The following is a 25,084-nucleotide window of genomic DNA, read 5'->3' as shown; positions in this document are numbered from 1 at the left end:
CCCGCTCTGGCCCCGGTTCGGCCGCCTGTCTGTCCACCGTGGAGACTCCCGCGAGGAGCGTTTACCGCTGCCACGATCGGGTATCCCGCGGCCGTGAATGCGCTTCGGCTCCGCGCGGCGAGCGCGCTCGTCGCGGTCGCGGCCCTGGTGGCGGGCTGCGGGGCGGATCCCCAGGCCGAGACCGTGCACGCCGGCCGGGAAATCCGGGGCCAGCTCGAACTCCTGCGGCTCGTGGTGACCGCCGACCGGGCCGCGGTCCCGCCGGTGCCCAGCCTGGCGGTCACCGTCCGCGACACCGCCGACGCACTCGGATCCGCGGGCCAGGACGCCGGCAAGCTGACCGACGACCGCGCCCGCGCCGCGCTGGCGTCGATCACCGACCGCGGGGTCGCGCTCGCCCACCGGCTCGACGACGGCCTCGGCGACGGCACCGACCGGGGCCTCGACGAGATCGACGCCGAACTGCAGGGCCTGATCGGCGAACTCGCCCGCTGGGGCGTGACGTCGTGAGCAAGAAGCTCCTCGCCGTCACCCTCGGCATCCTGACCGCGGTCGGCGGCTTCGTCGACATCGGCGACCTCGTCGAAAGCGGCGTCGTCGGCGCCCGCTACGGGATGGCGATGGTCTGGGTGACCGTGCTGGGCGTGCTCGGGATCTGCGTCTACGCCGACATGTCCGGGCGCGTCGTCGCCGTGTCCGGGCGCCCGGTGTTCGACCTGATCCGCGAGCGCCTCGGCCCGCGGATGGCGTTGCTCAACCTCGCCGGGTCGTTCCTCATCACGCTGCTGACCGTGTGCGCGGAGATCGGCGGCGTCGCGATCACCGTCGAGCTGGCCTCCGGGGTCGACCGGCTGGTGTGGGTGCTGCCGATCGGCGTGCTCGTCTGGCTGGTGATCTGGCGCGTCGGGTTCGAGCGGATGGAAACCGGTTTCGGCCTCGGCGGGCTCGCGATCGGCGTGTTCGCCGTCGCGATCTTCTTCCTGCACCCCGACTGGTCGTCGCTCGGCTCGCAGGTCGCCGGGCTGGCCCCGCCGCCGGACGAGGCGCTGCCGACCTACGCCTACCACGCGGTCGCGCTGTTCGCGTCCGCGATGACGCCGTACGAGGTGTTCTTCTTCTCCTCCGGCGGCGTCGAAGAAGGCTGGCAGGTCAAGGACCTGTCCGTGCAGCGCGCCAACGTCCTGCTCGGCTTCCCCCTCGGCGGCCTGCTCGCCATCGCCGTGATGGCGTGCGCGGCGACGGTGCTGTTCCCGGCCGGGGTCGACGTCAGCCAGGTCAGCCAGATCGTGCTGCCGGTGACGCTCGCGCTGGGGACCGCGGGGCTGGTGATCGTGCTGATCGGCATCTTCGCCGCCACCTTCGGCGCGGCGCTGGAGACCGGGCTGTCGTCGGGGTACATGCTGGCGCAGTACTTCGGCTGGGACTGGGGCAAGCGCCGCGCGCCGCGCAACGCCGCCCGGTTCCACCTGACCGTCGGCGCCGGCCTGCTGCTCGCGGTGCTGGTGGTGCAGACGGGCATCGACCCGGTGGGCCTGACCGAGATTTCGCTGATCTTCTCCGCGGTGGCGCTGCCGCTGACCTACCTGCCGGTGCTGATCGTGGCCAACGACCGCGAGTACCTCGGGAAGCACGCCAACCGCCGCTTCAGCAACATCGTCGGCGTCGGCACGCTGGTCATCATCGTCGTCGCGGCGGTGACGGCGATCCCCTTGATGATCTTCACCGGAGCAGGCCAATGAACCCGTGGACCGATCGCGGCTTCGTCGATCTGAGCGACTCGCTGCTCGACCGGCAGATCACCGGTGAGGACGGCACCGTCGTCGGCAAGGTCGACGACCTCGAGCTCCGCGCGGAGGGCGGGACGTACGTCGTCGACGCGCTGCTCGTCGGCCCGGAGGCGCTCGCCGACCGCATCGGCGGCCCGATCGGCAGGCTGCTGCACCACATCGGCCGCGGCTTCCGGGCGGGCGCGCCGCAGCGCATCCCGCTGAACGCGATCCGCCGCGTGGAGCCGACGATCGTGGTGACGACGGCGGTGGCGCAGGCGACGGACAGCCCGTCGGAGGACTGGCTGCGGCGGAAGATCGTCGGCCGGATCCCGGGAGCGGGCCGTGCGAGCCGGTGAGCTGCTCGGCCGCCGCGCCCGCGACGCGAACGGCCGGGACCTGGGCGCGATCCGCGAGATCCGCGCGGAGGCGGTCCCCCGCTCGGACGGGCTGCCGGAACTGGTGGTGCGCGGGGTGATCGTGGGCCGCACGCGGGTGCGGCTGTTCGGGTACCAGCGGCACGACCAGCGGGGGCCGAAGGCGCTGGTCGCGCTGATCCGCCGGCTGCACCGCCACAGCCGGTACGTGGAGTGGGCGGACCTGGACCTGTCCGGCCCGGAGGTCCGCGTGCGGCGGCCGTTCGCCGAGCTGGCCGGCCTCGACCGGCCCTGAGCGACCACGGCGGACCACCCGCGGAAGGGTCGGTTCGCGTACCTGGACGGACGACACGCGTACCTGGACGGTCGACTCGCGTACCTGGACGGACGACACGCGTGGCGGCGGCTCCACGGCCGGGTGACCGTGGAGTCGCGGCGGGAGGTGTCAGCTTTGGCTGGGGATTTCGGTGGCGCGTTCCCAGCCGGAGGGGAGGCGGCTGACGTTGAGGGCGTGGTCGAGGCCGCTGGCCGACAGCGCGCGGCGCACCACGCGGTTGTCGCCGGTGACGATGCGGAGGGTCGCGTTCTCGCGGACCGTGCGGGCCTGGATGCCGCCGAGGGCGGCCAGGCCGGCTCCGTCGAGGAAGTCGACCTCCGACAGGTCGAGGACCAGGACCGGGAACCGGCGGTGGGCCCACGTGTCCAGCGCCGAGCGGACCTGCGGGGCGCTGTCCGCGTCGAGGGCGCCGCGGATGCGGACCATCACCGCCCCGAAGTACGGGCGGATCACCTGGATGTCGAACGCACTGCGCTGTGCACGCGCCGGCGGCGCTACGGGGATCGCCGTCGCGGGGGGCTGGACGACTAACATTTTTCCACGCCTCATTCGCAGATGACGTGACGAGCGGGGCGTTTTCGACCGACCCGCTCGGTCGCTGGCAAGTTCGGGGGACGGCGGCTGGTACTTGCTGAACCGCACTTCGCAGCGTAGTCCTTGATCCGAACGGCGCAACCCCGCCAACGGCCGAACCCGGCACCTCCGCACGCGACCCGCACGCGCGTTTCTCAAACCACCCATCCGGGTGAACCGCGAAAAAACCTCTCAGCCGGCGTGGTTCGCGAAGACGTCCGACACCCCGCTCACCGCCACCGGCCGTGCGACGCCGAAGTAGGCGGTGAACGACGACGTTCCGGCGAGCCCGGAGTAGTCGCCGAGGAAGTAGCCGCCCGCGTCCGGCGCGGTGGTGAAGTCGAACGAGGCGGCCGTCAGCCGGGTCTGCCCGTTGACCGCCCAGTTCGCCGGGTTGCCGCAGTCGCTCGTGGCGGCGTGGCAGTGGGCGATGAAGCTGTCGGTGAGCCCGGGCTGCGCCGCGGTCGCGTGCTGCAGGTCGTAGTAGCTCAGGCCGATCGTGCCGTCGGCGGTGACGTGGATCTGCGGCACGAACGCGGGGGTGTCACCCGGCGACTGGTCGGCGCGGATCGTGGCACCCCACGTCAGTCCCCCGTCCGTGGACTGCGCGAAGGCGATCTTCGCCGCGCCGGACGCGCTGAACCGCGAGTCCTGCCACACCGCGTACACGTGCCCGTTGACCGGGTTGACGGCGAACTCGGGCAGCTCGTCGCTGGAGCGGACCGGGTGGCCGGCGATCGTCACCGACGCCACCTCCTGGGTGTCGATGCCGATCGCGCCGGACCACGTCGTCCCGCCGTCGGCGGACCGGATGACCGCCGCGGTCGAGGTCGACGAGCCGTGGCAGTGCTGCCCGCCGTGGGTGAACGGGCAGGCGCCGCCCCTGTTGGCGATCAGGTCGAAGCCGTCGATCAGCACCCCGCGGCCGGGGCCGGTGGCAGGCACGACGATCTGGTTGCCGATCGTCTGGTCGTTCTGCCCGGGGTCGAAGACGATCCGGCCGGTGCTCCAGGTCCGGCCCTGGTCGGTGGTGCGGGAGAAGTAGCTCGGCCCGCGGTAGGTGAACGCGTGGTTGTACGCGCTGGGGTTGGCGTGGCTCTGCGGGGAGACCAGCTGGTCCCACACCGCGTAGGCGCGGTCGGGCAGCAGCGGGTCCGCGGTCACCGACTCCTTGTCGTTGAGCACCTGCGTCGAGGTGTCCAGGCGCGCGGTGACCGGGGTTTCCCAGTGGTCGCCGCCGTCGAGGGAGCGGCTGACGAGGATCGCGCTGGCGCCGCCGAACGCCGGGCCGTCGGCGTTGAACGAGTCCGCGATCGAGTAGACGACCCGGCCGTCGGCGGAGAAGCCGACCCACGGGTCGGTGGTGCGCTGGAAGTACCCGGGCGAGCCGGCCGCCGCCCCGGCGCAGATGCTGAACCGCGGCTGCGCGGCGGCCGGCGTCCAGGAAACCCCGCCGTCGCGGGAGACGACGGTGGTGAGGCCGTTGGACCCGCCGTCGTTCCAGCGGTCCTGCTGGACCGAGCCGACGAGGTGGCGCGGGTCGGCCGGGTCGGCGGCGAGGTACGGCTCGACCTCGGACGCGGGGTAGTTGACGCTGCCGCGCGCCTCCTGCTGCGCGACGAGCGCGGCGCACGCCGCCTCGCCGCCCAGCGGGTGGTCGGGCACCCGGACCGGAACACCCGCGGCGAAGGTCGCGGCGACGGCGGTCCCGGCGGCGGTCAGCAGAGCGAACACCGCCGCGCCGGGCGGCAGGGTCCGGCGAGCGAACCGCCGGGAAATCGTCGGGTTCACGGGTAACCTCTTTCCGGCTTTCCAGGTCGCGGAAACACCACGGCCGTTTCGCGGGCAGTGGTGAGTCGCACCCTTCCAACCAGCCGTTACGCTTCCCGGCCGCCCCGGTGAAATATCCGTTTTTCCGCTGAAAAACTGGTCCGTCCACCTCGGGTCCGGTTAACGGCCGGACAAATTTCGGCCGCGGAAAATTGCTTCGCGCGAGGAGCCTCGGAGACGGCGCCCTTGACAGCGGCGGGCCCGCCCGCGCATCCTGGCCGATGTCAGGGTTCCTGATATAGACGTCGCTCAGTGAGGAGTCGGACGATGACCGCAGTGGAGGAGCGGCCGGGCACCCGGCCTCGCCCGGCCGTCGAGCCGGGCCGGCTGTTCGTCGGCGGCCGGTGGACGGAGACCGCGGACCGCTTCGACGCCGTGGACCCGGCCACCGGGCAGACCCTCACGACCCTCGCCCGCGCGACGCCCGCCGACGTCGGCACCGCGGTCGACGCGGCCCGGCAGGCGTTCGCGGGCTGGGCCGCGACGCCGGGGCGGGAACGGGCTCGCGTACTGCACCGGGCCGCGGACCTGGTGCGCTCCCGCGCGGACGAGCTCGCGACCCTCGAAAGCGCCGACGTCGGGAAGCCGATCTCGCTGTGCCGGGCCGTCGACGTCGAGACCGTCGCCGAACAGTACGAGTACTACTCGGCTCTCGCGCAGGGCGTGGACGGCGCCACGCGGCAGATCCCGATCCCTTCGCACGCCTACACGCGCCGCGAACCGCTCGGCGTGGTCGCCGCGATCACGCCGTTCAACTTCCCGCTGATCCTGTCGACGTCGAAGATCGCGCCCGCGCTGGCCGCCGGGAACACCGTGGTGCACAAACCGGCCGAGGACACCTCCCTCAGCGCGCTGCTGATGGCCGAGCTGCTCGCCGAGGCCGGCGTGCCGGACGGCGTGCTCAACGTGGTCACCGGCTTCGGCTCGGAGATCGGGGACGCCCTGCTGAGCCACCCCGGGGTCGACAAGATCGCGTTCACCGGCTCGACCGCGGTCGGCAGGCACGCGGCGGGCGTCGCCGGGCAGCACCTGAAGCCGGTCACCCTGGAGCTGGGCGGCAACGCGGCGCACCTCGTGTTCGAGGACGCCGACGTCGAGCAGGCCGTCGCCGCGGTGATCAAGGCGTTCGTCTTCAACACCGGCCAGTTCTGCATGGGCGGGCCCCGGCTGCTGGTCGCCGACGCGCTCTACGACACGATCCTCGGCGCGCTCGCCGAAGCCGTGCCGCACGTGCCGGTCGGCGACCCGTTCGACCCCGCGACGGTGGTCGGCCCGATGGCGGGCGAACGCCACCGGGCGAAGGTCGAGGAGTACGTCGAGCAGGCTCGCGCCGACGGCGGCCGGATCGTCACCGGCGGCGGCCGCCCGGACATCGAGGGCGGCTTCTACTTCCAGCCGACGGTGATCGCCGACCTGCCGGCGGACTCCCGCGTGATCCGGGAGGAGATCTTCGGTCCCGTGCTGACCGTCCAGCGCTTCGCGACCGAAGACGAAGCGATCGCGCTGGCCAACAGCACGCCCTACGGACTCGCGGCCGGGCTGCAGACGACGAACCTCGCCCGCGCGCACCGCGTCGCCGCGCGGCTGCAGGCCGGGATCGTCTGGGTCAACGACTGGGCGATGCTCGACCCGGCGATCCCCTTCGGCGGCGTCAAGGACTCCGGCTTCGGCCGCGAATACGGCCCCGAATCCCTCGACGCGTACACGCGCACCAAGTCCGTCGTCATCTCCCTCGCCTGAGCCCACCCAGGAGAAAGCCCATGTCCCCCACGAGAACCACCGCGGCCGTCGTGGAGTCCGCCGGCTCCGGCTTCACCCTCGGCGAAGTGGCCCTCGACACGCTCCGCCCGGACGAGGTGCGGGTCCGGATCGTCGCCACCGGTGTGTGCCACACCGACCTCGGCGTCGCCGCCGGTGCCCTGCCCTTCCCGCTGCCCGGCGTGCTCGGGCACGAGGGCGCCGGGATCGTCGAGGAGACCGGCGCCGCCGTCACCCGCGTCCGGCCCGGCGACCGGGTCCTGCTCAGCTACACCTCCTGCGGCGGCTGCGCGAACTGCCGCGACGGCCACCCCGCCTACTGCGAAACCTGGCTGCCCGCCAACCTGCTCGGCGGGCAGCGCCCGGACGGCACCACGCCGATCTCCCGCGACGGCACCCCGCTCGGCGGGCACTTCTTCGGCCAGTCCAGCTTCGCCGGGCACGCCGTCGCCGACGAACGCAGCGTCGTCAAGGTCGCCGCCGACGCGCCGCTGGACCTCCTCGCCCCGCTCGGCTGCGGCGTCATGACCGGCGCCGGCGCGGTCTGGAACGTCCTCGCCCCGCGGCCGGGCGCCACGCTGCTGGTCACCGGCGCCGGCGCGGTCGGGCTGTCGGCGGTGATGGCCGCCCGCCTGACGCCGTCGACCCGGATCATCGCCGTCGACCGCGTGCCCGGCCGGCTCGGCCTCGCCCGCGAACTCGGCGCCACCGACACGATCGACACCGGCGGCGAGGACCTCGCCGAGACGGTCGGCAAGCTGACCGGCGGCCGCGGCGTCGACGGCGTCGTCGAAACCACCGGCAACGCGGGTGTCCTGGCGGCGGCGATCGGCACCCTCGCCGCGCGCGGCACCGCGGTCGTCGTCGGCGCGCCCGCGTTCGGCACCGAGGTCGGGGTGGACGTCAACTTCCTGCTCCCCGGACGGCACGTCACCGGCCTCACCATGGGTGACGCCGACACCCAGGCGCTGGTGCCGACGCTGGCCGAACTGGTCGCCGCGGGCCGGTTCCCCCTCGAAAGGCTGGTCACGCACTACGAGTTCGGGCAGATTCAGCAGGCAGTGGACGACATGCTCGCGGGCACCGCGATCAAACCGGTGCTGCGGTGGTGAAGGAGGCTTCGGTGCACCTCCCCGACTTCGGCCTGGGCAGCTGGCCCGCACGGCGGGCGCGGATCAACCCCGGCCGCACGGCGCTGACCGAGGCCGGCCGGTCGCTCACCTACGCCGGGCTCGCCGACCGGGTGCAGCGGCTCGCCGGGGCGCTGACCCGGCTCGGTGTGCGGCCGGGCGACCGCGTGGCCTACCTCGGCGTCAACGCCATCACCGTGTTCGAGACGCTGTTCGCCACCGCCCGCTGCGGCGCGATCTTCGTCCCGCTGAACTACCGGCTCTCCCCCGCCGAGATCCGGTACATGCTCGACGACAGCGGCGCTTCAGTCCTGGTGCACAGCGCGGACACCGCCGACCTGGTGGCGGCGGCCGGTGGGCTGCCCGGCGGCGTCGTCCTCGCCACGGCCGGGACCTTCGAAGCCGAACTGGCCGAGGCCGGACCGGCTCCGGAAACCCCGGTGCGGCTGGAAGACCCGTGCCTGCTGCTCTACACCTCCGGCACCACCGGACGGCCGAAGGCGGCGGTCCTCACCCACGGCAACCTCACCTGGAACACCGTCAACCAGCTGGCCCACCTCGACGTCCTGGGCACCGACAAGGCGCTGTGCATCGCGCCGCTGTTCCACTGCGTCGGGCTGGGCCAGATCACGCTGCCGACGTTGTTCAAGGGCGGCAGCGTGGAACCGGTGGCCAGGTTCGAGCCGGGCACCATCCTCGCCCGGATCGGCGAAGCCGGGATCACCAGCTTCTCCGCGGTCCCCACGATGCTGGAGATGCTGTGCCGCCACGAGGACTGGCCCCGCACCGACCTGAGCTCGCTGACCTGCGTGCTCTACGGCGGGTCGCCGGTCGCCGAGCGCGTCGCCCGCGCGTGGCTCGACCGCGGCGTCAAGCTCCTGCAGGGCTACGGCATGACGGAGGCTTCCCCCGGCGTCTCGATGGCCACCCACGAGGGCACCCTGGACCACCCGGTCGCCGCCGGGGTGCCGCACTTCTTCACCGACGTGGCCGCGCTCGGCCCCGGGCTCACGCCGCAGCCGCTCGACGGGACACCGGCCGAGCTGCTGGTGCGCGGCCCGCACGTCTTCGGCGGCTACTGGAACCGGCCCGGGGAATCGGCCGCGAGCTTCGTCGAGGACGACTGGTTCCGCACCGGGGACGTCGTCCGCGTCGACGACGACGGCTGGGCGCACGTCGTCGACCGGGTCAAGGACATGATCATCTCCGGCGGGGAAAACGTGTACCCGGCGGAGATCGAAGCCGCCGCGGTCCGGCTCGACGAAGTCGACGCCTGTGCCGTGGTCGGCGTGCCCGACGAGCGCTGGGGCGAAGCCGGCGCCGCGTTCGTCGTCGTCCGGCCCGGTGCCGAGCTGGACGAACCGGCGTTCCGGGCCCACCTCGAGCAGCACCTGGCGCGCTACAAGATCCCGAAGCACGTGCAGTTCACCGACGCCCTGCCCCGCAACGCGACGGGCAAGATCCGCCGCGTCGAACTGCGCGCCCGCGCCGCCGAAACCTTCACGAACGGATCCGCATGACCAGCCCCCTCCTGCCCCCGACGCTGCGCCTGGAGCTGCGGGACGACGTCGCCGTCCTGCGGCTGGCGCGTCCCGAGAAGCGCAACGCGCTCGACGACGCGACCGTGCTCGGCCTCGAGTCGTTCTTCGGCAGCCCGCCGCCGGGGGTCAAGGCCGTCGTGCTCGACGCCGTCGGCGACCACTTCTCCGCCGGGCTGGACCTGGCCGAGCTCACCGAGCGGGACGCGTTCGAGGGCCTGGAGCACTCGATGATGTGGCACCGCGCGTTCGAGCGGCTCGAACGCGGGCGGGTGCCGGTGGTCGCCGTGCTCAAGGGCGCGGTCGTCGGCGGCGGCCTGGAACTGGCGGCCGCCGCGCACATCCGCGTCGCGGAGTCCTCGGCGTTCTACGCGCTGCCGGAGGGGCAGCGCGGGCTGTTCGTCGGCGGCGGCGCGTCGGTGCGGGTGCCGCGGCTGATCGGCGCGCACCGGATGGCCGACATGATGCTCACCGGCCGGGTGCTCGACGCGGACGAGGGCCACGCGGCCGGGTTGTCGCACTACCGCGCCGAAAACGGCCTGGAGCACGCGCTGGGCCTGGCCCGCAAGATCGCGGACAACTCGCCGATCACCAACTTCGCCGTGCTGCAGGCGCTGCCCCGCATCGCCGAGGCCAACCCGGCCGAGGGGTACCTGATGGAGGCGCTGATGGCCGCGGTCGCCGGCGGCAGCGCCGAGGCGAAGGAACGGATGCAGGCGTTCCTCGACAAGCGCGCGGGGAAGGTCGTCCCGTGATCCTCCGCCCGGTCGCGCCCGACGCGCGCCAGACCACCGAAATCGGCCGGTTCCTGCGCTGGCTGGAAAGCCGCGGGCGGTTCTTCGACGGCTACGCGGACCTGCACCGCTGGTCGGTGACCGACCTCGACGGCTTCTGGTCCTCGATCAAGGACTTCTTCGGCGTCCGCTTCGCCACCCCCGCCACCGCCGTGGTCCCCGACCGGGCCATGCCCGGCACGGAGTGGTTCCCCGGCGCGACCCTCAACTACGCCGAGCACGCCCTCGGCCACGGCCCGGACGACGCGGCCGCGGTCATCGCCTACTCCCAGACGCGGGAGCGCACCGAGCTGACCTGGGCGCAGCTGCGGGACCAGGTCGCGCGCGCCCGCGCGGGACTGGCCCGGCTCGGCGTCGGGCGCGGCGACCGCGTCGTGGCGTACCTGCCGAACATCCCCGAGACGGTGGTCGCCTACCTGGCGGTGGCGAGCCTCGGCGCGATCTGGGCGTCCTGCGCGCCCGAGTTCGGCGCCCGCTCGGTGGTCGACCGGTTCGGCCAGGTCGAGCCGCGGGTGCTGCTGACGGTGTCCGGCTACCGCTACGGCGCCAAGGACGTCGACCGCCGCGAGGAGGTCACCGCGATCCGGGCCGGCCTGCCCACCGTCGAGCACGTCGTGCACGTCCCCTACGGCGGCCACGACCTCCCCGGCACGCTCGCCTGGGCCGATCTGCTCACCGAGAGCACGCCCGGGTTCGAGCCGGTCGGGTTCGCGCACCCGCTGTGCGTGCTGTTCTCCTCCGGCACCACGGGCAAGCCGAAGGCGATCGTGCACGGCCACGGCGGCATCCTGCTGGAGCACCTCAAGAACCACGGCCTCAGCTGGGACCTGCGGCAGGGGGACCGGATCCTGTGGTTCTCCACCACCGCGTGGATGATGTGGAACGCGCTGGTCTCGGGCCTGCTCACCGGCGCGTCGATCGTGCTCGTCGACGGCAACCCGCTGCACCCGGACCTGGCGTGGCAGTGGCGCCTGGCCGCGGAAACGCGCGCGACGCTGCTGGGCGCGAGCCCGGGATTCCTGATGGCGTGCCGGAAAGCGGGCCTCGACCCGGCCGCCGAGTACGACCTGTCGGCGCTGCGGCAGCTCGGCGCGGCCGGCAGCCCGCTGCCCGCCGAGGGCTTCCACTGGGTGCACGAGAAGCTCCCGGGCGTCCTGCTCAACGTCGGCAGCGGCGGCACCGACGTGTGCAGCGGCATCGTCCAGGGCGGCCCGCTGCAGCCGGTCGTGGCGGGCGAGATCGCCGGCCCCTGCCTCGGCGTCGACGCGCAGGCGTTCGACGAGCGCGGTGCGCCGGTGGTCGGCGAGCTGGGCGAACTGGTGATCACCGCGCCGATGCCGTCGATGCCGGTCGGGTTCTGGGGCGACTCCGGTGAGCGTTACCGCGAGACGTACTTCTCGGCCTACCCCGGGATCTGGCGGCACGGCGACTGGGTCCGGTTCACCCCGGAGGGCAGCTGCGTCATCGCCGGCCGCTCGGACGCCACCCTCAACCGCGGCGGCGTCCGGCTGGGCACCGCCGAGTTCTACGCCGTCGTCGAGGAACTCCCGGAGATCGCCGACTCCCTCGTCGTGCACCTCGAAGACCCCGCGGGCGGCAACGGCGACCTCCGGCTGTTCGTCGCGCTGCGCAACGGCTTCTCGCTCGACGACGCCCTGCGCGGCCGGATCGCGTCGGCGTTGCGGACCGCGCTCTCGCCGCGGCACGTGCCGGACGCGATCACCGCCGTCCCGGCGATCCCCCGCAACCGCACCGGGAAGAAACTGGAGCTGCCGGTGAAGAGACTCCTGCTCGGCGCGCCCGTCGACGAAGTCGTCGGCCGGGACGTCCTGGCCGATCCCACCGCACTGGACCACTTCGGGGCGTCCGCATGAGCACCGTCGCGGTCGTCGGCACCGGCGTGATCGGCGCGAGCTGGGCCGCGCTCTTCCTGGAGCGGGGCTTCGACGTCGTCGCCACCGATCCGGCGCCCGGCGCCGAGGAGCGGTTGTGGGCTGCGCTCGACGGCGTGCCGGCGGATCGGCTGCGGTTCGCCGCCGACGCCGGCGAGGCGGCCGCGGCCGCGGATTTCGTCCAGGAGAACGGGCCGGAGCGCGAGGACGTCAAGCACGCGCTGTTCGCCGTCCTCGACGAAGCCGCGCGGCCGGACGTGATCCTGGCGAGCAGCTCGTCCGGGCTGCTGCCGAGCGTCATCGCCCGCGGCTGCCCGCGCCACCCCGAGCGGGTCGTCGTCGGGCACCCGTTCAACCCGCCGCACCTGATCCCGCTGGTCGAGGTCGTGCCGGGCCGCGACACCGCGCCCGAGGTCGTCGACCGGGCCATGGCGTTCTACACCTCGCTCGGGAAGCGGCCGATCCGGCTGGCCCGGGAGGTGCCCGGCCACGTCGCGAACCGGCTGCAGGCCGCGCTGTGGCAGGAGGCGTACTCCCTCGTCGAACGCGGGGTCGCGACGGTGGCCGACATCGACGCCGCCATCGCCAACGGCCCCGGCCTGCGCTGGGCCGTGCTCGGCCCGTTCGCCAACCAGCACCTCTCCGGCGGCGCGGGCGGGCTCGCGCACGTCCTGCGCCACCTCGGCCCGCCCACCGAAGCGTGGTGGCGCGACCTCGGCCGCGTCCACCTGACGCCGGAACTGGCCGAAACCCTGGTCGCCGGGGTCGACGCCGAACTGGCCGGCACCGGCCACGACCGGCTCGCCGCCGCCCGCGACGCCGTCCTCGCCCACCTGCTGGCCGCCAAGGCCGCGCAGCCCGACCTGCCCTGACCTGGAGCCCCTCGTGGACCTTTCCTCGCTGACCGCCATCGACGTGCACACCCACGTCGAACAGGACGGTCACGGCTGTTTCGCCCTCGACCAGGAACTACTGGACGCGTCCGAGAAGTACTTCCGCGCCGGCCAGGACCGCACGCCGACGGTGGCCGCGATCGCCGAGCACTACCGCGCGCGGAACATGGCCGCGGTCGTCTTCACCGTCGAGGCGCCGGCCGCGACCGGGCATCCGGCGCTGTCGAGCGAAGAGATCGCCGACGCGGCCGCCGAGCACGCCGACGTGCTCATCCCGTTCGGTTCGGTCGACCCGCACGCCGGCAAGGCCGCGGTGCTGCGCGCGCGGCGGCTGGTGGGCGAGCACGGCGTGCGCGGGTTCAAGTTCCACCCGAGCCTGCAGGCGTTCGAGCCCAACGACGTCCGGTACTACCCGCTCTACGAGGCGATCGCCGAGCTGGGCGTGCCCGCCCTGTTCCACACCGGGCAGACCGGCATCGGCGCCGGCCTGCCGGGCGGGCACGGCATCAAGCTGCGCTATTCGAACCCGATGCTGCTGGACGACGTCGCCGCCGACTTCCCGGAGCTGACGGTGATCCTGGCGCACCCGTCGGTGCCGTGGCAGGACGAGGCGATCTCGGTGGCGACGCACAAGGCGAACGTCTTCATCGACCTGTCCGGCTGGTCGCCGAAGTACTTCCCGCCGCAGCTGGTGCGCGCGGCCAACACGCTGCTGAAGCGGAAGGTGCTGTTCGGCTCCGACTTCCCGGTGATCACCCCGGACCGCTGGCTCGCCGACTTCGCCGAGCTGGAGATCAAGGACGAGGTGCGGCCGCTGATCCTGAAGGACAACGCGATCGGAGTACTCGGGCTGTCCTGACGCCCCGGCCACGTTTGTCCGCTACCTCCCGGGGCAACCGGGTCGCTGGCGAGACTCGCGATCGGAGGCGGCGTCGTGGCGGAGGGTGACGTGCACACCTACTTCGAAGACGGACTGTGGAAGAACCGGGTCGAAGGCGGCGTGCGGGCATCCAACACCTCCCTGCGCCGCATCGACGCCGTGCTGGCCGGGCGGCAGATCGCGCGCAAGCGCCGGGTCGGGCACGTCGTCCACACCGCGCAGGGCGAGGTCGAGACCGAGCGCGACTTCCGGCCGCGCCGTCGGGTCGACGGCTCTCTGTAACGAATCACCCGTTCGGACGATAGCCCGTTCGTGCCCGGGGACGCCCCGGCCCTCACGAACGGACTACCCATGCCTCGCCTCCGCCTGGCCGCGCTCCTCGCGGCCGGATCCCTCGCCCTCGTCTCCGGCTGCTCCGGCACCCCGAGCACGCCGGCGCCGGCCGCCGCCTCTTCGTCGTCCGCCGCGCCGTCCCCGAGCGCGCCGGCGGCCCCGGCCCTCGACGCCGCCAAGGTGGGCCCGGCTGTCGCCGACGCCGCCAAGCAGGCGTCGGCCGTGCACGTCAAGGGCACGATGGCCCAGGACGGCAGCAACGTGAACCTGGACCTGCAGCTCAACCCGGACAGCGCCGGCGGCACGGTGGTCAAGGACGGGCTGGAGATCCCGGTCCTGCGCATCGGCGACAAGTACTGGTTCAAGTTCACCGACTCGCTGGTGAAGCAGGCCGGCGTCCCGGCGGCGGCCGCCAAGCAGCTCACCGGCAAGTGGGTCGCGTCCACGGCCAAGGTCGGCGCGGGCATCGCCGACGCCTTCAAGGTGTTCCTGGACTACAAGTCGTTCACCCAGGGCACCCTCGGCGAACTGGAGAAGTCGACCTTCACCGGCGGCGAGCCCACCACGCTGGCCGGCGCGCCGGCGCTGAGCTTCACGAGCCCGGACGGCACCGCCACCGTGGCCGCCACCGAACCGCACTACCTGCTGCGCATGCAGGACCCGAAGAGCGGCGCGATGGAGTTCAGCGACTGGAACAAGCCGACCACCGTCTCCGAGCCGCCGGCCGCGGAGATCTACTCCGGCCCCGGTTCCTGATCACCGCGCCCCGGCACGGCCTGCCGTGCCGGGGCTCACCGGCGGGCCAGCACGGCCCACACGGTCTTGCCGCCGGAGCGCCGGCTGCAGCCCCAGGTCTTCGCCACCTTCGTGACCAGCCGCAGGCCCAGGCCCGCTCCCACCGGGTCGGGGCGTTCCCGCAGCACTGCGGCCCGCGGCCCGGTGTCCGACACCGCGACGGCCAGCATCCCCCGGCGCAGCTCGAGCCGCAGCCGGGGCTCGGAATCGGTGTGCCGCAGCGTGTTCTCGACGAACTCGGTCGCGACGAGCTGGGCGTCCTCGGCCAGTTCGGGCACCATCCACTCCGCGCAGACGTCCCGGACGAAGGCGCGCGCCAGTGCCGAAGCGCGCGCCGACCGGTCGAGCAGCCGGCCGGCCCGGCGGCGGGCCGGCCGGGTCAGCGCCGCTTCCGCGGTGCCGGCGTCGGCGTCGGCGTACACCGGCACGCGGCGGTCCACCGCACCGGCGGCGAGCACCGCCCGCTGGTCCGGCCGGCCGGTGACGAGGGCGAACGGGACCGCCGGCCAGTCCCCGATCCGCAGGGCGACCAGGCTGAACACCCGGGTCAGCGCGGGCTCGCGCAGCTCCAGGCGTTCGATGTCGACGAGCACCCCGTTCTCGGAATCCACCGCGAACTCCAGCAGCCGGTCCCGCAGCTGCGGGTACGTCGCCCGGTCGAGCACGCCGACCACGGCCACCTTCGCGAGCGCACCCTGCCGGGGCACCAGCCACACCGAGTTGTGCCGCGCGAGCACCGGCGACCACCTCCTCCGCGGATCAGCCGATCGGGTAACCCCTGCCGAACCCGTCAAACACGGCACTTCCCCGGCCCGAGCCGGACCACACCAGGTGTACTTCCCTCCCGGCCGGGGTACTCGTTCGTCCTCCCGCCACCCGCGCGGAGAACCGCACCGACCCGAGGAGCCGGCCATCGCCACCGCGGTCCTGTTCGACGTCGACGGCACGCTCGTCGACTCCAACTACCTCCACGTCCACGCCTGGCGCCGGGCGTTCCACGAGCTCGGCCGGAACGTCGACTCCTGGCGGGTGCACCGCGCGATCGGCAAGGGCTCCGGCAAGCTGCTGAGCACCCTGCTCGGCGACGAGGACGCCGGCCGCGTCGGCGACCGCGCGAAGGAGCTGCACAGCCGCTTCTACCTGGAGACCGCGGACCTGCTGCGCCCGTTCGACCGCGCCCAGGACCTGGTCCGCGAGCTGGCCGGGCGCGGCATCCGCGTGGTGCTGGCGACGTCGGCGGGGCCGGACGAGCTCGACGTGCTGCGCAAGGTCCTCGACGTCGACGACGTGGTCGCCGGGATCGTCTCCGGCGCCGACGTCGACGCGACGAAGCCCGACCCGGAGCCGGTGTTCGCCGCCCTCGACAAGGCCGGGACCTCGCCCGAGGAGACGATCTTCGTCGGCGACGCGGTCTGGGACGTCCACGCCGCCACGAAGGCCGGCGTCCGCACGGTCTCGGTGCTTTCCGGCGGCGTCGGCGCGGCCGAGCTCACCGACGCCGGCGCGGTTGCGACCTACGACGACGCCGCGGCCCTGCTGGCCGGGCTGCACGACAGCGTGCTGATCAGCTGACCTTGCGGGCCACCAGCCGCTCCACCAGGCCGAGCTTGAACCGGTCCCGCCGCTCCACCGGCAGCCCCAGCCCCTCCACCAGCTGCGACGGCCGCCGCCGGAAATGCTCGCCCGCCAGCGGCACGCTCCCCAGCTCGACCAGCCACTGCATGCCGCGCACCACCCGCGACGTCGAGGCGACGTGGTCGACCAGGATCAGCCGGCCGCCCGGGCGCAGCACCCGGACCATCTCCCGGACCGCCGCCGCGTGGCCGGGGATCGCGCAGAGGCCGAACGTGCACAGCACGGTGTCGAAGGAGGCGTCGGGGAACGGCAGCTCCTCGGCGTTGCCCTGACGGAGGGTCACCTCGCGGCCGAGCCCGCGGGCCCGGTCACGGGCGATGGCGAGCATCCCTTCGCTGAGGTCGAGGCCGGTGAGCGTCACCCCGTCCGGGTAGCAGGGCAGGTTCAGCCCGGTCCCGACCGCCACCTCCAGCACCTCGCCCGTGGCCTGCCCGCAGGCCCACTCGCGCGAGTCGCCGAAGAGGCGGCGGTCCCAGACGCCCATCTCCTCGTCGTAGGCCGGGGACTTGCGGTCCCAGTACCGACGCCACCGCTCCGCCTTCGTCATGCCCTCAGCGAAGCACGAACCGGCGGCTCAGCCGAACATGCCGGGCTCGTAGGCGCCGCCCTTCTGGTGCACGATCACCGCGAGCCGGTTGGCCGCGTTCATCTGCGCGACCAGCGCGACCAGGGCGGCGATCCGGTCGTCGTCGTAGTGCTTGCGGACCCGGGCCCACGTCTCGTCGGAGACGCCGGGGGCCGCGTCGGCGATCCGGGTGCCCTCCTCCGCCAGTGCGAGCGCCGCCTGCTCGGCTTCGGTGAACACCGTGGCTTCGCGCCAGGCCGCGACCAGGTGGATCCGCACGGCGGGCTCGCCGGCGGCCGCGAGCTCCTTGGTGTGGATGTCGACGCACCAGCCGCAGCCGTTGATCTGGCTGACGCGCAGCGACACCAGCTCCTGGGTGACCTTCTCCAGCGGCGACTGGATGACGGCCAGGCTGGCGGTGCCGAACCGCTTGGCGAACCGGGCGCCGATTTCGTTGTCGGTCAGGGTGAACCGGGATTCCATGGGGTGGTCCTCACTCGTGGTCGATCCGGACGGCCACGAGATGCCGGCGGCCCCCGCCGCGTGACAGGCCCGGCGGGTGACGACGATCACTGTCACACCGCGGCGGCGCCCGGCATCTGGTGGGCGGACCCGGAAACGAAGAGGAGCCCCCATGGCCGACCCCGCCACCGAAGCCTTCCTCGGCTGCCGCAACCTGCTGTTCACCGTCGCCTACCAGCTGCTCGGCTCGGCCGCCGACGCCGAAGACGTCCTGCAGGAGACGTGGCTGCGGTGGGTGGACGTGGACCTCGCCGCGGTGCGGGACCAGCGTGCCTACCTCGTCCGGATCACCACCCGCCAGGCGCTGATGCGGCTGCGAGCGCTCGGCAGGCGCAAGGAGTCCTACGTCGGGCCGTGGCTGCCCGAGCCGCTGCTGACCGCACCCGACGTCGCCGAGGACGTCGAGCTCGCCGACAGCGTGTCGATGGCGATGCTGCTGGTGCTGGAGACGCTCGGGCCGGCCGAGCGGGCGGTGTTCGTGCTGCGCGAGGTGTTCGCGCTGGACTACGGCGAGATCGCCGAAGCCGTCGGCAAGAGCCCGGCCGCGGTGCGCCAGATCGCGCACCGCGCCCGCTCCCACGTCGCCGCGCGCCGGCCGCGCGGGACCGTCTCGGCGGCCGCGACCCGGGACGCGCTCGAAGCGTTCCGGCGCGCCGTCGAGACGGGCGACCTGCGGGACCTGCTCGACGTCCTGGCGCCGGACGTCGTGTTCCTCGGCGACGGCGGCGGCGTCGTGCAGGCGACGCTGTCACCGGTCTCCGGAGCCGCCGACGTGGCCCGCCTGCTGGCCGCCGGCCTGGGCAACCTCGCCGGCGGCACCCTCGAAGCGGCCCAGGTCAACGGCTACCCGGCGCTGCTCCTGCGGCGCGACGGCGAGATCGACACCGTGGTGGCGGTCCGCGTCGACGACGGCCTCGTCACCGGCCTCTACGCCGTGCGCAACCCGGAAAAGCTGTCACGCCTGGCCGAAACCACCGCCCTCAGCCGCTGACTCACTCGGCGGTTGCGGCCGCGGCGAGGATCACCTCGGCGACGACGTCCGGCTGGGACACCGCGACCGCGTGCGAGGCGTCGATCCGGCGGACCGTCGACGACGCGCGCTCGGCCATGAACTCCTGCGCCGCGGCCGGGATGGCGTTGTCCTGGTTCGCGACCAGCGTCCACGACGGGAGCTTGGTCCACGCGGGGGTGCCCTCGAACGGCGCGGCCAGCGCCTGCTGCGCGACCGGCCGCTGGGTCACCGCCAGGACCGCCGCGGTGGCCGCGGGGACGTCGGCGGCGAAGACCTCGGCGAAGTCTTCCGGCTTGATCGACAGCTCGGGCTCGCCGTCGTGCACGAGGACGTTCGTGGTCTCCGGGCCGAGCTTGGCACCGGGGTAGCGGCCGGACAGCTCGAACACGCTCTCCCCCGCGTCGGGCTGGAAGGCGGCGATGTAGACCAGGGCACGGACGTTCGGCGTGTCGGTGGCCGCGCGGGTGATCAGGGCGCCGCCGTAGGAGTGGCCGGCCAGGACGACCGGGCCCTCGACGCCGTCGACGACGTCCTTCACGTAGGCCGCGTCGGACTCGACGCCGCGCAGCGGGTTCGCCACCGCCTTGACCGGATAGCCCTGCTCCTGCAGCTTCGCGACGACGCCGGTCCAGCTCGACGAGTCGGCGAAGGCGCCGTGGACCAGGACGATGGTGGGCTTGCTCATGGCTGGCTCCTTAGCGAGAACGATCGGTCTTTCTGTCGACTACTCTGGCCCGCCCGGACCGCCGTGGCAACGTGACGAACACCCTCTAGCAGAACGATCGGTCTTTCTCTATGCTGACGGGATGACGACTGCCGAGCCGCACCCGAAGGACCGGCTGCTCGCGACCGCCACCCGGCTCTTCTACGCCGAGGGCATCCACGCCGTCGGCGTGGAACGCCTGGTTTCCGAGGCGGCCGTGACCCGGGCGACCTTCTACCGCCACTACCCGACCAAGGACGACCTGGTCGCGGCCTACCTCGCCGAGACGAGCCGCCGGATCCGCGTGGCCGTCGACGCGGCGCGGGTGGGCAAGCCCCCGCGCGAAGGCCTGGTCGACGCCATGGCGGTGGTCGGCGACGCGACACGCGGCGAAGACTTCCGCGGCTGCCAGTTCCTCAACGCCGCCGCCGAATACCCCGACGCCGGGCACCAGGTGCGCCAGGTGATCGAGGACCACCGGCAGTGGTTCTTCGGCGTCCTCCGCGAGCAGGCCGCGGCACTCGGCCACCCCGAGCCCGACCACGCGGCGCGCGTGCTCGTCCTGCTGCGCGACGGCGCCCTCCACGGCGGCGAACTCGACGATCCCGAGAAGGTGCGCGCGACCCTCCGCCGCGCCGTCGACGACCTCCTGCCGGCCTGAAAAGGCGGGCCGAACACGCGTTCAAGCGGCGTTCACCTGCGAAAACCCAGCAAAGCTAGGCCGAACGAGTTACCTTGATCGCGCAAGGTGACGGAGGTCGACATGGCGGCAGACGAGGCATCGCGCGTTCCGGCCTGGCTGGAGCCGATGCTCGCCAAGGCCGACGGCGGACGGCTGCGCAGCGGCCCGGAGTGGGCCTACGAGTACAAGCTGGACGGCTACCGCGCGGCCATGCGGATCGCGCCGGACGGCACCACCGTGCTGACCAGCCGCAACAACATCGACTTCACCGCGGAGTTCGCCGACCTCGCCGGCGTGCTCGCCCCCGCACTGGACGGGCAAGCCGCCTACCTGGACGGCGAGGTCGTCGTCTACGGCGACGACGGCCGGATCGACTTCGAGCGGATGCAGGAGCGCCGCGGCCGCTGGGTGCGGCACCAGAGCGGGCCGAAGGGGCTCGAGTTCACCGACGTCCCGGTCCGGTTCCTGGCCTTCGACCTGCTCCGGCTGGGTGACCGCAGCCTGCTGGCCCTGCCCTACGACGAGCGCCGCCGGCTGCTGGCGGAACTGCCGATGCCCGATCCGTACCGCATTTCGGTGGTCCGCGCGGTCACCTTCGACGAACTGGCGGCCGACCGCCGCACGCCCGCGGACTTCCTCGCGCACGCCGGGGCCGCCGGGTACGAGGGCGTCGTCGCGAAACTGCGTTCGTCGGCCTACTTCCCGGGCCAGCGCCCGGATTCGTGGCTGAAGCACCCGCTGATCCGGACGCAGGAGGTGATCGTCTGCGGCTGGCGGCCGGGCCAGCGCAGCTTCACCGGCACCCTCGGCGGGCTGCTGCTCGGCGCCCACGACCCCGGCAGCGGCGACCTGGTCTACCTCGGCGACGTCGGCACCGGGTTCAGCCAGGCCGGCCGCGCCGACCTGATGAAGCAGCTGCAGGCCATCGAGCGGCGCACGCCGCCGTTCGCGACGCCGCCGCCGCGGGAGGACACCGGCCGCGCGCACTGGGTCGAGCCGCGGCTGGTGGGCGAGATCGTCTACCGCCAGTTCACCCGCGGCGGCCGCGTCCGCCACACCGCCTGGCGCGGCCTGCGCCAGGACAAGGACCCGGCGGAGGTGCTGGCCCCGCGCGCGGGGCCGGCCGAGCCCGCGCCGGCGCCGCCGCCTCCCGAGCCTTCGGGGCAGCGAATCACCGTCCAGGCGGGGAACCGGCGGCTCACCCTGTCCAATTTGGACAAGGTGCTGTACCCGGCGGCCGGGTTCACCAAGGGCGAGGTGATCAACTACTACTCGCGGGTCGCGGCGGTGCTGCTGCCGCACCTCGCGGGGAGGCCGGTGACGTTCATCCGCTACCCCAACGGCGTCGACGGCCAGAAGTGGTTCGAGAAGAACGTCCCGAAGGGCGCCCCGGACTGGCTGCGCACGGTCCGGCTGGCCGGCAGCGGCGGCACGATCGACTACCCGCTCCTCGACGACCTGCCGGGCCTGGTGTGGGCGGCGAACATGGCGGCGCTCGAGCTGCACGTACCCCAGTGGACGGTGGAGTCGGGCGCCCGCCGCCCCCCGGACCGCCTGGTGTTCGACCTCGACCCGGGCCCGGGCACGACGATCGTCGACTGCTGCCGGGTGGCCGAGCGCCTGCACGACGTGCTGGTGGCGGACGGGCTGCGGCCGTACGCGAAAACGTCGGGCTCGAAGGGGATGCAGCTGTACTGCGGCATCCGCACGGACGACCCGGCGGCACCGTCGGCGTACGCGAAGCGGCTCGCCCAGCGCCTGGCGCGCGAGACACCGGAGTCGGTGACGGCGGTGATGGCGAAGGCCCAGCGGACGGGCCGGGTGTTCATCGACTGGAGCCAGAACAACCCGGCGAAGACCACGGTGGCCCCGTATTCGTTGCGCGGCCGCGACCACCCGACGGCATCGACCCCGGTGACGTGGGAGGAGGTCCGCGCGTGCCGCCACGTGACCCACTTGACGTTCACGGCGGACGAGGTCCTCGACCGCATCGACGACCACGGCGACCTGCTGGCCGGGGTCACCGAGGTGGTGGCGCTGCCGGGCTGAGGGTCAGGGACGCCGGAAGAGCTTGGCGAGCCCGCGCAGGAACGGGCCGACCGGGGTTTTTGCTTGCGGGGCAAGGGTTTTCTGGGGTTGCGGCTCCGGTTGGTCGGCGGTCGGCCGAGGTTCGGGGCCGGACCGCGCCTGCGGGATCTCCGGCTCTTCATCCGGTCCGAGCGCATGCTTCGGCTGGGAACCACCCGCGGTCTGCGGCTGCGGGCTCGGCACTTCCGCGGGTTCTTGCGCCACCGCGGAAACCCGCTCATCGACACCGATCCCCGCGGCGCTCGTCGGCACCGCCGCTGAGTGCGGACCGCCCTGCGGCACAGGCATCTCCGTCGACCGCGGCCTCCGCCGCCGGATGCGGACCGCCCTGCGGCACAGGCATCTCCGTCACGACCCGCGGGCCCGGCGCATAGTGTTCCGCCTGACCTTGCGGTGCCGCAACCTCCTCCCGCACCGGCGGCCTTTCCTCCACCGGCCGCGGAGCCGGGATCTCCCCCGCCATCCTCCCCGCCCCGGGCACCGCTCCCTCCCGCCGTGGCTCCGCATGCTGCCGGGCCGCCAGCATGTCCGGGGTGATCGCCGGGGTCATCAGCGGTGTGTGGGCCGCGTCCGCGTTCGGGGTCGCCGGTTCGCGGGCCGCCGGGTAGCGGGCCAGGGGGTCGTCGTCGATCGCGCCGTTCGCTCGGTGGCCGCGGACCAGACCGCAGCACCCCAGCAGGCCGAGCAGGCCCGCCAAACCCCACCACACCGTCATCGCTCTCCTCCGTTCCCTCGCTCCCGGATATCCGGCCCCGCGCCGGCCAACCGGAGCGCTACCCGTATGAGTGACACGCTCAGCCCAGCTTCGGCACGTCGCCGGCCACCGAGATCGGCAGCTCGTACAGGCCCCGCGCGGTGCGGCCGCCGCCCAGCCAGCCGTGGAAGTAGATGTGGCCGTCCACCACGTCGGCGCCGCCCGGGGCGTCCACCTTGCCGCCGAGGAGGCCGGTCGACAGGACCGGGGCGTCGGCCTTCACGAACGGGCCCGCCAACGCCGGCGCCGACGCGTAACTCGTGTGGTAGCCCGTGCTCTGGAACGTGTCCGCGGAATAGAACAGCAGGTAGCGGGACGCCGTTTTCACCACCGAAGGCGCCTCTACGACGGCCTTCTCCGCCGTGAGGTCGGCCCGGAGCAGCTCGGTGCGCGGGCCGGTGAGCGTGCGGCCGTCGGCCTGCAGCCGCTGCGTCCAGATCGCCGCCGGCGGTCCGGTCGCCGCGCCGTCGCTCTTGTAGAGCAGGTGGCGGGAGCCGTCGGTGTCGACGAACGTCTGCGGGTCGATGTCGCCGTGGTCCTCGGGCGCGCACACCAGCGGCCGGTCGCCCGCCGGCGTGTACGGGCCCGCCGCCTTCGCCGCCGTCGCGGCGCCGAGGCACATCTCGCCGCCGGTCTGCTGCGCGGCCGCGAAGTACAGCACGAACGTGCCGTCCGCCAGCTGCGTGACATCCGGTGCCCAGAACCCACCGTCCGGCTTCGCCCACACCGGTACCGCCCCGAGCGCGTCCCCGGCGACCCGCCACGGCCCTTCCGGTGCCGGCGCCGTCGCGAAGGGGATCCGCGTCGCGCCGGTGCCCGTCGAGAACGCGAAGTAGCCCCAGGCGGTCTTGAGGACGTCCGGATCGGGGAAGTCCTGGTTGATCAGCAGCCGCGGCGCGCTGATCGCCGCGGCTTCCGGGGCCACCGCGAACGCGGCGGTGACGGCCAGGACCAGGGCGAGCGGGAAACCCTTGAGACGCATACGCGATTCTCTTGACACCCCAACGCTTCCGGCAACGGCAGGCGGCCGCCGTCACCGGGAAGCGTGGACTTGCCCGCGCGCCCGGATCGGGTGGATTCGCGCGGGCCGGGCGGGGGTAGCCGCCGTCGCATGCACGCAACGAGCGGACGCGGGGCGTACCGCGCCGGGCACCCGATCGGCGAGGCCGAGGGAGCGGCCGCCCAGCAGGCGGAACCCCTTGGCGCACCCGGGAAACCGCTCGACCGCCGGTCGCCGTTCTTCACCGGCATGCTCGCGGCGGCCGGGGTGGTCGTCACCGTCGCCGTCGTCGAGGTCGTGCTCGCCGCCTCCGACGCGCTGCTGCTGATCGGTGTCGCGTTCTTCCTCGCGGTCGGCCTCGAGCCGGTGACGGCCCGGCTCGCGCGCCGGATGCCGCGCGCGCTCGCCACCGCCGTCGTCGTCGTGACCGGGGTGGCCGTGCTCGGCGGGGCGCTCGCCGCGGCCGCCGTGCCGCTGGCCGACCAGGCGACGCAGCTGCAGGACGGCGTTCCGCGCTACCTGGCCCTGCTGCGCGACCACACCACCCTGCTCGGCCAGGCCAACGAAACCTTCGGGCTCGAAGCCGCCGTCCGGTCGGTCCGCCCGTCGGACGTGGCGAGGTCGCTGGCCGGGCTGCTCGCCGACGCGGCGATCGTCGTCGTGCTCGCCACGTACTTCGTCGCCGACTTCCCGCGGATCCGCACGGCGCTGTACCGGCTGGCCCCGCGGTCCCGGCGGCCGCGGGTGATCCTGATCGGCGACGCGGTCTTCCGGAAGGTGGGCGCGTACCTCGTCGGCAACGTCGTGGTGTCGCTGGTCGCCGGAGCGTTGACGTTCGCCTGGCTCCAGGTGTTCGGCGTGCCCTACTCGCTCGTGCTGGCCGTGCTCGTCGCCGTGCTCGACCTCGTCCCCGTCGCGGGTTCGGTGGCGGCCGGGGCCGGCACCAGCCTCGTCGCGTTCACGGTGTCGGTGCCGGCCGGGCTCGCGACGGTGGGCTTCTTCGTCGCCTACCGGCTGCTGGAGGACTACGTGCTGCTGCCGAAGGTCGTCGGCCGCGCCGTCCGGATCCCCGCGCTGGTCACCGTGGTCGCGGTGCTCCTCGGGTTCGCCCTGCTCGGCGTGGTCGGCGCGTTCGTCGCGGTCCCGGTCGCGGCCGCGGTGCTGCTCGTCGTGCGCGAAGTGGCCGTGCACCGGCTCGACCGGACGTGAAAAACCGCCGCGCGGGAA

Annotated in this window: 26 protein-coding genes; 18 read left to right on the top strand and 8 right to left on the bottom strand. The window is 73.4% G+C overall.

The features are described 5' to 3' along the window. Positions 1–93: 93 nt before the first annotated feature. The 4 genes from OO60_RS35195 to OO60_RS35180 are packed head-to-tail and all read left to right on the top strand — an operon-like array spanning position 94 to position 2,438. A complete protein-coding gene (locus tag OO60_RS35195) occupies positions 94–510 on the top strand; it encodes a hypothetical protein (protein ID WP_033262983.1) in 417 nt (138 codons plus the stop codon). Beyond that, a complete protein-coding gene (locus OO60_RS35190; RefSeq protein WP_033262982.1) occupies positions 507–1,739 on the top strand; it encodes an NRAMP family divalent metal transporter in 1,233 nt (410 codons plus the stop codon). Before OO60_RS35195 ends, OO60_RS35190 begins: the two co-directional genes overlap by 4 nt. After that, on the top strand, positions 1,736–2,125 hold the full coding sequence (locus OO60_RS35185; RefSeq protein WP_033262981.1) for a PRC-barrel domain-containing protein: 390 nt from the start codon (positions 1,736–1,738) through the stop codon (positions 2,123–2,125). The genes OO60_RS35190 and OO60_RS35185 overlap by 4 nt, the downstream gene beginning before the upstream one ends. Next, positions 2,112–2,438 (top strand): hypothetical protein, encoded by a 327-nt coding sequence (locus OO60_RS35180; protein ID WP_033262980.1) that lies wholly within the window; start codon positions 2,112–2,114, stop codon positions 2,436–2,438. Before OO60_RS35185 ends, OO60_RS35180 begins: the two co-directional genes overlap by 14 nt. Positions 2,439–2,588: 150 nt before the next feature. Here OO60_RS35180 and OO60_RS35175 read toward each other — a convergent pair whose 3' ends face one another. Together OO60_RS35175 and OO60_RS35170 are read right to left on the bottom strand one after the other, a co-directional pair. Beyond that, complete coding sequence (locus OO60_RS35175) at positions 2,589–3,014, bottom strand: STAS domain-containing protein (protein WP_033262979.1); 426 nt, start codon at positions 3,012–3,014, stop codon at positions 2,589–2,591. Between the two features lie 231 nt (positions 3,015–3,245). Next, a complete protein-coding gene (locus tag OO60_RS35170; RefSeq protein WP_033262978.1) occupies positions 3,246–4,844 on the bottom strand; it encodes a sialidase family protein in 1,599 nt (532 codons plus the stop codon). Between the two features lie 306 nt (positions 4,845–5,150). On the opposite strand from OO60_RS35170, the gene OO60_RS35165 reads away from it, so the two are divergent. From OO60_RS35165 to OO60_RS35125, 9 genes are all read left to right on the top strand, one after another. Further along, positions 5,151–6,623, top strand: coding sequence for an aldehyde dehydrogenase family protein (locus tag OO60_RS35165; protein WP_051767856.1), 1,473 nt, complete (start codon positions 5,151–5,153; stop codon positions 6,621–6,623). Positions 6,624–6,643: 20 nt separating this feature from the next. Continuing rightward, entirely contained in the window at positions 6,644–7,753 is a 1,110-nt protein-coding gene (locus OO60_RS35160) for an NAD(P)-dependent alcohol dehydrogenase (protein ID WP_003053839.1), read from the top strand. 11 nt (positions 7,754–7,764) lie between these two features. Next, a complete protein-coding gene (locus OO60_RS35155; RefSeq protein ID WP_033263023.1) occupies positions 7,765–9,291 on the top strand; it encodes an acyl-CoA synthetase in 1,527 nt (508 codons plus the stop codon). Further along, entirely contained in the window at positions 9,288–10,064 is a 777-nt protein-coding gene (locus tag OO60_RS35150) for a crotonase/enoyl-CoA hydratase family protein (protein WP_003053844.1), read from the top strand. Before OO60_RS35155 ends, OO60_RS35150 begins: the two co-directional genes overlap by 4 nt. Next, positions 10,061–11,977: an acetoacetate--CoA ligase gene (locus OO60_RS35145; RefSeq protein ID WP_003053847.1), complete on the top strand. Its 1,917-nt coding sequence runs from the start codon at positions 10,061–10,063 to the stop codon at positions 11,975–11,977. Before OO60_RS35150 ends, OO60_RS35145 begins: the two co-directional genes overlap by 4 nt. After that, positions 11,974–12,867 (top strand): 3-hydroxyacyl-CoA dehydrogenase NAD-binding domain-containing protein, encoded by an 894-nt coding sequence (locus tag OO60_RS35140; RefSeq protein WP_003053850.1) that lies wholly within the window; start codon positions 11,974–11,976, stop codon positions 12,865–12,867. Before OO60_RS35145 ends, OO60_RS35140 begins: the two co-directional genes overlap by 4 nt. A 13-nt stretch (positions 12,868–12,880) precedes the next feature. Then, the gene (couO, locus tag OO60_RS35135; RefSeq protein ID WP_003053853.1) at positions 12,881–13,747 is read left to right on the top strand and encodes a 4-hydroxyphenyl-beta-ketoacyl-CoA hydrolase; all 867 of its coding nucleotides are present in this window, start codon (positions 12,881–12,883) and stop codon (positions 13,745–13,747) included. Positions 13,748–13,822: 75 nt separating this feature from the next. Continuing rightward, positions 13,823–14,050 (top strand): DUF2188 domain-containing protein, encoded by a 228-nt coding sequence (locus OO60_RS35130; protein ID WP_003053856.1) that lies wholly within the window; start codon positions 13,823–13,825, stop codon positions 14,048–14,050. A gap of 69 nt (positions 14,051–14,119) precedes the next feature. Continuing rightward, a complete protein-coding gene (locus OO60_RS35125) occupies positions 14,120–14,857 on the top strand; it encodes a hypothetical protein (protein WP_003053859.1) in 738 nt (245 codons plus the stop codon). 35 nt (positions 14,858–14,892) lie between these two features. On the opposite strand, the gene OO60_RS35120 is transcribed toward OO60_RS35125, so the two are convergent. Then, entirely contained in the window at positions 14,893–15,633 is a 741-nt protein-coding gene (locus OO60_RS35120; protein WP_003053861.1) for an ATP-binding protein, read from the bottom strand. A 94-nt stretch (positions 15,634–15,727) separates the two neighbouring features. On the opposite strand from OO60_RS35120, the gene OO60_RS35115 reads away from it, so the two are divergent. Then, positions 15,728–16,468: an HAD family hydrolase gene (locus OO60_RS35115; protein ID WP_003053864.1), complete on the top strand. Its 741-nt coding sequence runs from the start codon at positions 15,728–15,730 to the stop codon at positions 16,466–16,468. Here the strand turns inward: OO60_RS35115 and OO60_RS35110 are convergent. Together OO60_RS35110 and OO60_RS35105 are read right to left on the bottom strand one after the other, a co-directional pair. Continuing rightward, complete coding sequence (locus tag OO60_RS35110) at positions 16,461–17,078, bottom strand: class I SAM-dependent methyltransferase (protein ID WP_003053867.1); 618 nt, start codon at positions 17,076–17,078, stop codon at positions 16,461–16,463. The genes OO60_RS35115 and OO60_RS35110 overlap by 8 nt on opposite strands. A 27-nt stretch (positions 17,079–17,105) precedes the next feature. Continuing rightward, entirely contained in the window at positions 17,106–17,579 is a 474-nt protein-coding gene (locus tag OO60_RS35105; protein WP_003053871.1) for a carboxymuconolactone decarboxylase family protein, read from the bottom strand. Positions 17,580–17,730: 151 nt separating this feature from the next. Here OO60_RS35105 and OO60_RS35100 point away from each other — a divergent pair, with 151 nt between their 5' ends. Beyond that, positions 17,731–18,609: an RNA polymerase sigma-70 factor gene (locus OO60_RS35100; protein WP_033262977.1), complete on the top strand. Its 879-nt coding sequence runs from the start codon at positions 17,731–17,733 to the stop codon at positions 18,607–18,609. A 1-nt stretch (position 18,610) separates the two neighbouring features. On the opposite strand, the gene OO60_RS35095 is transcribed toward OO60_RS35100, so the two are convergent. Continuing rightward, entirely contained in the window at positions 18,611–19,315 is a 705-nt protein-coding gene (locus OO60_RS35095) for an alpha/beta fold hydrolase (protein WP_003053879.1), read from the bottom strand. Positions 19,316–19,436: 121 nt separating this feature from the next. Between OO60_RS35095 and OO60_RS35090 the strand changes: the two genes are divergently transcribed. Next, a complete protein-coding gene (locus OO60_RS35090) occupies positions 19,437–19,994 on the top strand; it encodes a TetR/AcrR family transcriptional regulator (RefSeq protein WP_003053882.1) in 558 nt (185 codons plus the stop codon). A gap of 102 nt (positions 19,995–20,096) precedes the next feature. Further along, positions 20,097–22,064 (top strand): DNA ligase D, encoded by a 1,968-nt coding sequence (ligD, locus tag OO60_RS35085; RefSeq protein WP_033263021.1) that lies wholly within the window; start codon positions 20,097–20,099, stop codon positions 22,062–22,064. A gap of 256 nt (positions 22,065–22,320) precedes the next feature. Here the strand turns inward: ligD and OO60_RS35080 are convergent, their stop codons facing one another. Together OO60_RS35080 and OO60_RS35075 are read right to left on the bottom strand one after the other, a co-directional pair. Then, entirely contained in the window at positions 22,321–22,818 is a 498-nt protein-coding gene (locus OO60_RS35080) for a hypothetical protein (protein WP_033262976.1), read from the bottom strand. Between the two features lie 79 nt (positions 22,819–22,897). Further along, positions 22,898–23,839, bottom strand: coding sequence for a glycoside hydrolase family 43 protein (locus OO60_RS35075; protein WP_003053890.1), 942 nt, complete (start codon positions 23,837–23,839; stop codon positions 22,898–22,900). A 129-nt stretch (positions 23,840–23,968) separates the two neighbouring features. Here OO60_RS35075 and OO60_RS35070 point away from each other — a divergent pair, with 129 nt between their 5' ends. Continuing rightward, a complete protein-coding gene (locus OO60_RS35070) occupies positions 23,969–25,066 on the top strand; it encodes an AI-2E family transporter (RefSeq protein ID WP_033262975.1) in 1,098 nt (365 codons plus the stop codon). The last annotated feature ends 18 nt before the right edge of the window (positions 25,067–25,084 follow it).

The organism is Amycolatopsis vancoresmycina (assembly GCF_000716785.1).
Lineage (GTDB): Bacteria > Actinomycetota > Actinomycetes > Mycobacteriales > Pseudonocardiaceae > Amycolatopsis > Amycolatopsis vancoresmycina.
Note: the sequence above shows the minus strand (reverse complement) of the source record. Positions and strands in the feature narration are given on the sequence as shown.

What these genes read in the sequence shown, in the direction of transcription:
- OO60_RS35160 (WP_003053839.1), top strand. Translation starts at nt 6,644, where the DNA reads ATGTCCCCCACGAGAACCACCGCGGCCGTCGTGGAGTCCGCCGGCTCC.
- OO60_RS35105 (WP_003053871.1), bottom strand. Translation starts at nt 17,579, where the DNA reads ATGGAATCCCGGTTCACCCTGACCGACAACGAAATCGGCGCCCGGTTC.
- OO60_RS35125 (WP_003053859.1), top strand. Translation starts at nt 14,120, where the DNA reads ATGCCTCGCCTCCGCCTGGCCGCGCTCCTCGCGGCCGGATCCCTCGCC.
- OO60_RS35090 (WP_003053882.1), top strand. Translation starts at nt 19,437, where the DNA reads ATGACGACTGCCGAGCCGCACCCGAAGGACCGGCTGCTCGCGACCGCC.
- ligD (WP_033263021.1), top strand. Translation starts at nt 20,097, where the DNA reads ATGGCGGCAGACGAGGCATCGCGCGTTCCGGCCTGGCTGGAGCCGATG.
- OO60_RS35070 (WP_033262975.1), top strand. Translation starts at nt 23,969, where the DNA reads ATGCACGCAACGAGCGGACGCGGGGCGTACCGCGCCGGGCACCCGATC.
- OO60_RS35175 (WP_033262979.1), bottom strand. Translation starts at nt 3,014, where the DNA reads ATGTTAGTCGTCCAGCCCCCCGCGACGGCGATCCCCGTAGCGCCGCCG.
- OO60_RS35075 (WP_003053890.1), bottom strand. Translation starts at nt 23,839, where the DNA reads ATGCGTCTCAAGGGTTTCCCGCTCGCCCTGGTCCTGGCCGTCACCGCC.
- OO60_RS35080 (WP_033262976.1), bottom strand. Translation starts at nt 22,818, where the DNA reads ATGACGGTGTGGTGGGGTTTGGCGGGCCTGCTCGGCCTGCTGGGGTGC.
- OO60_RS35140 (WP_003053850.1), top strand. Translation starts at nt 11,974, where the DNA reads ATGAGCACCGTCGCGGTCGTCGGCACCGGCGTGATCGGCGCGAGCTGG.
- OO60_RS35095 (WP_003053879.1), bottom strand. Translation starts at nt 19,315, where the DNA reads ATGAGCAAGCCCACCATCGTCCTGGTCCACGGCGCCTTCGCCGACTCG.
- OO60_RS35185 (WP_033262981.1), top strand. Translation starts at nt 1,736, where the DNA reads ATGAACCCGTGGACCGATCGCGGCTTCGTCGATCTGAGCGACTCGCTG.
- OO60_RS35165 (WP_051767856.1), top strand. Translation starts at nt 5,151, where the DNA reads ATGACCGCAGTGGAGGAGCGGCCGGGCACCCGGCCTCGCCCGGCCGTC.
- OO60_RS35110 (WP_003053867.1), bottom strand. Translation starts at nt 17,078, where the DNA reads ATGACGAAGGCGGAGCGGTGGCGTCGGTACTGGGACCGCAAGTCCCCG.
- OO60_RS35150 (WP_003053844.1), top strand. Translation starts at nt 9,288, where the DNA reads ATGACCAGCCCCCTCCTGCCCCCGACGCTGCGCCTGGAGCTGCGGGAC.
- OO60_RS35100 (WP_033262977.1), top strand. Translation starts at nt 17,731, where the DNA reads ATGGCCGACCCCGCCACCGAAGCCTTCCTCGGCTGCCGCAACCTGCTG.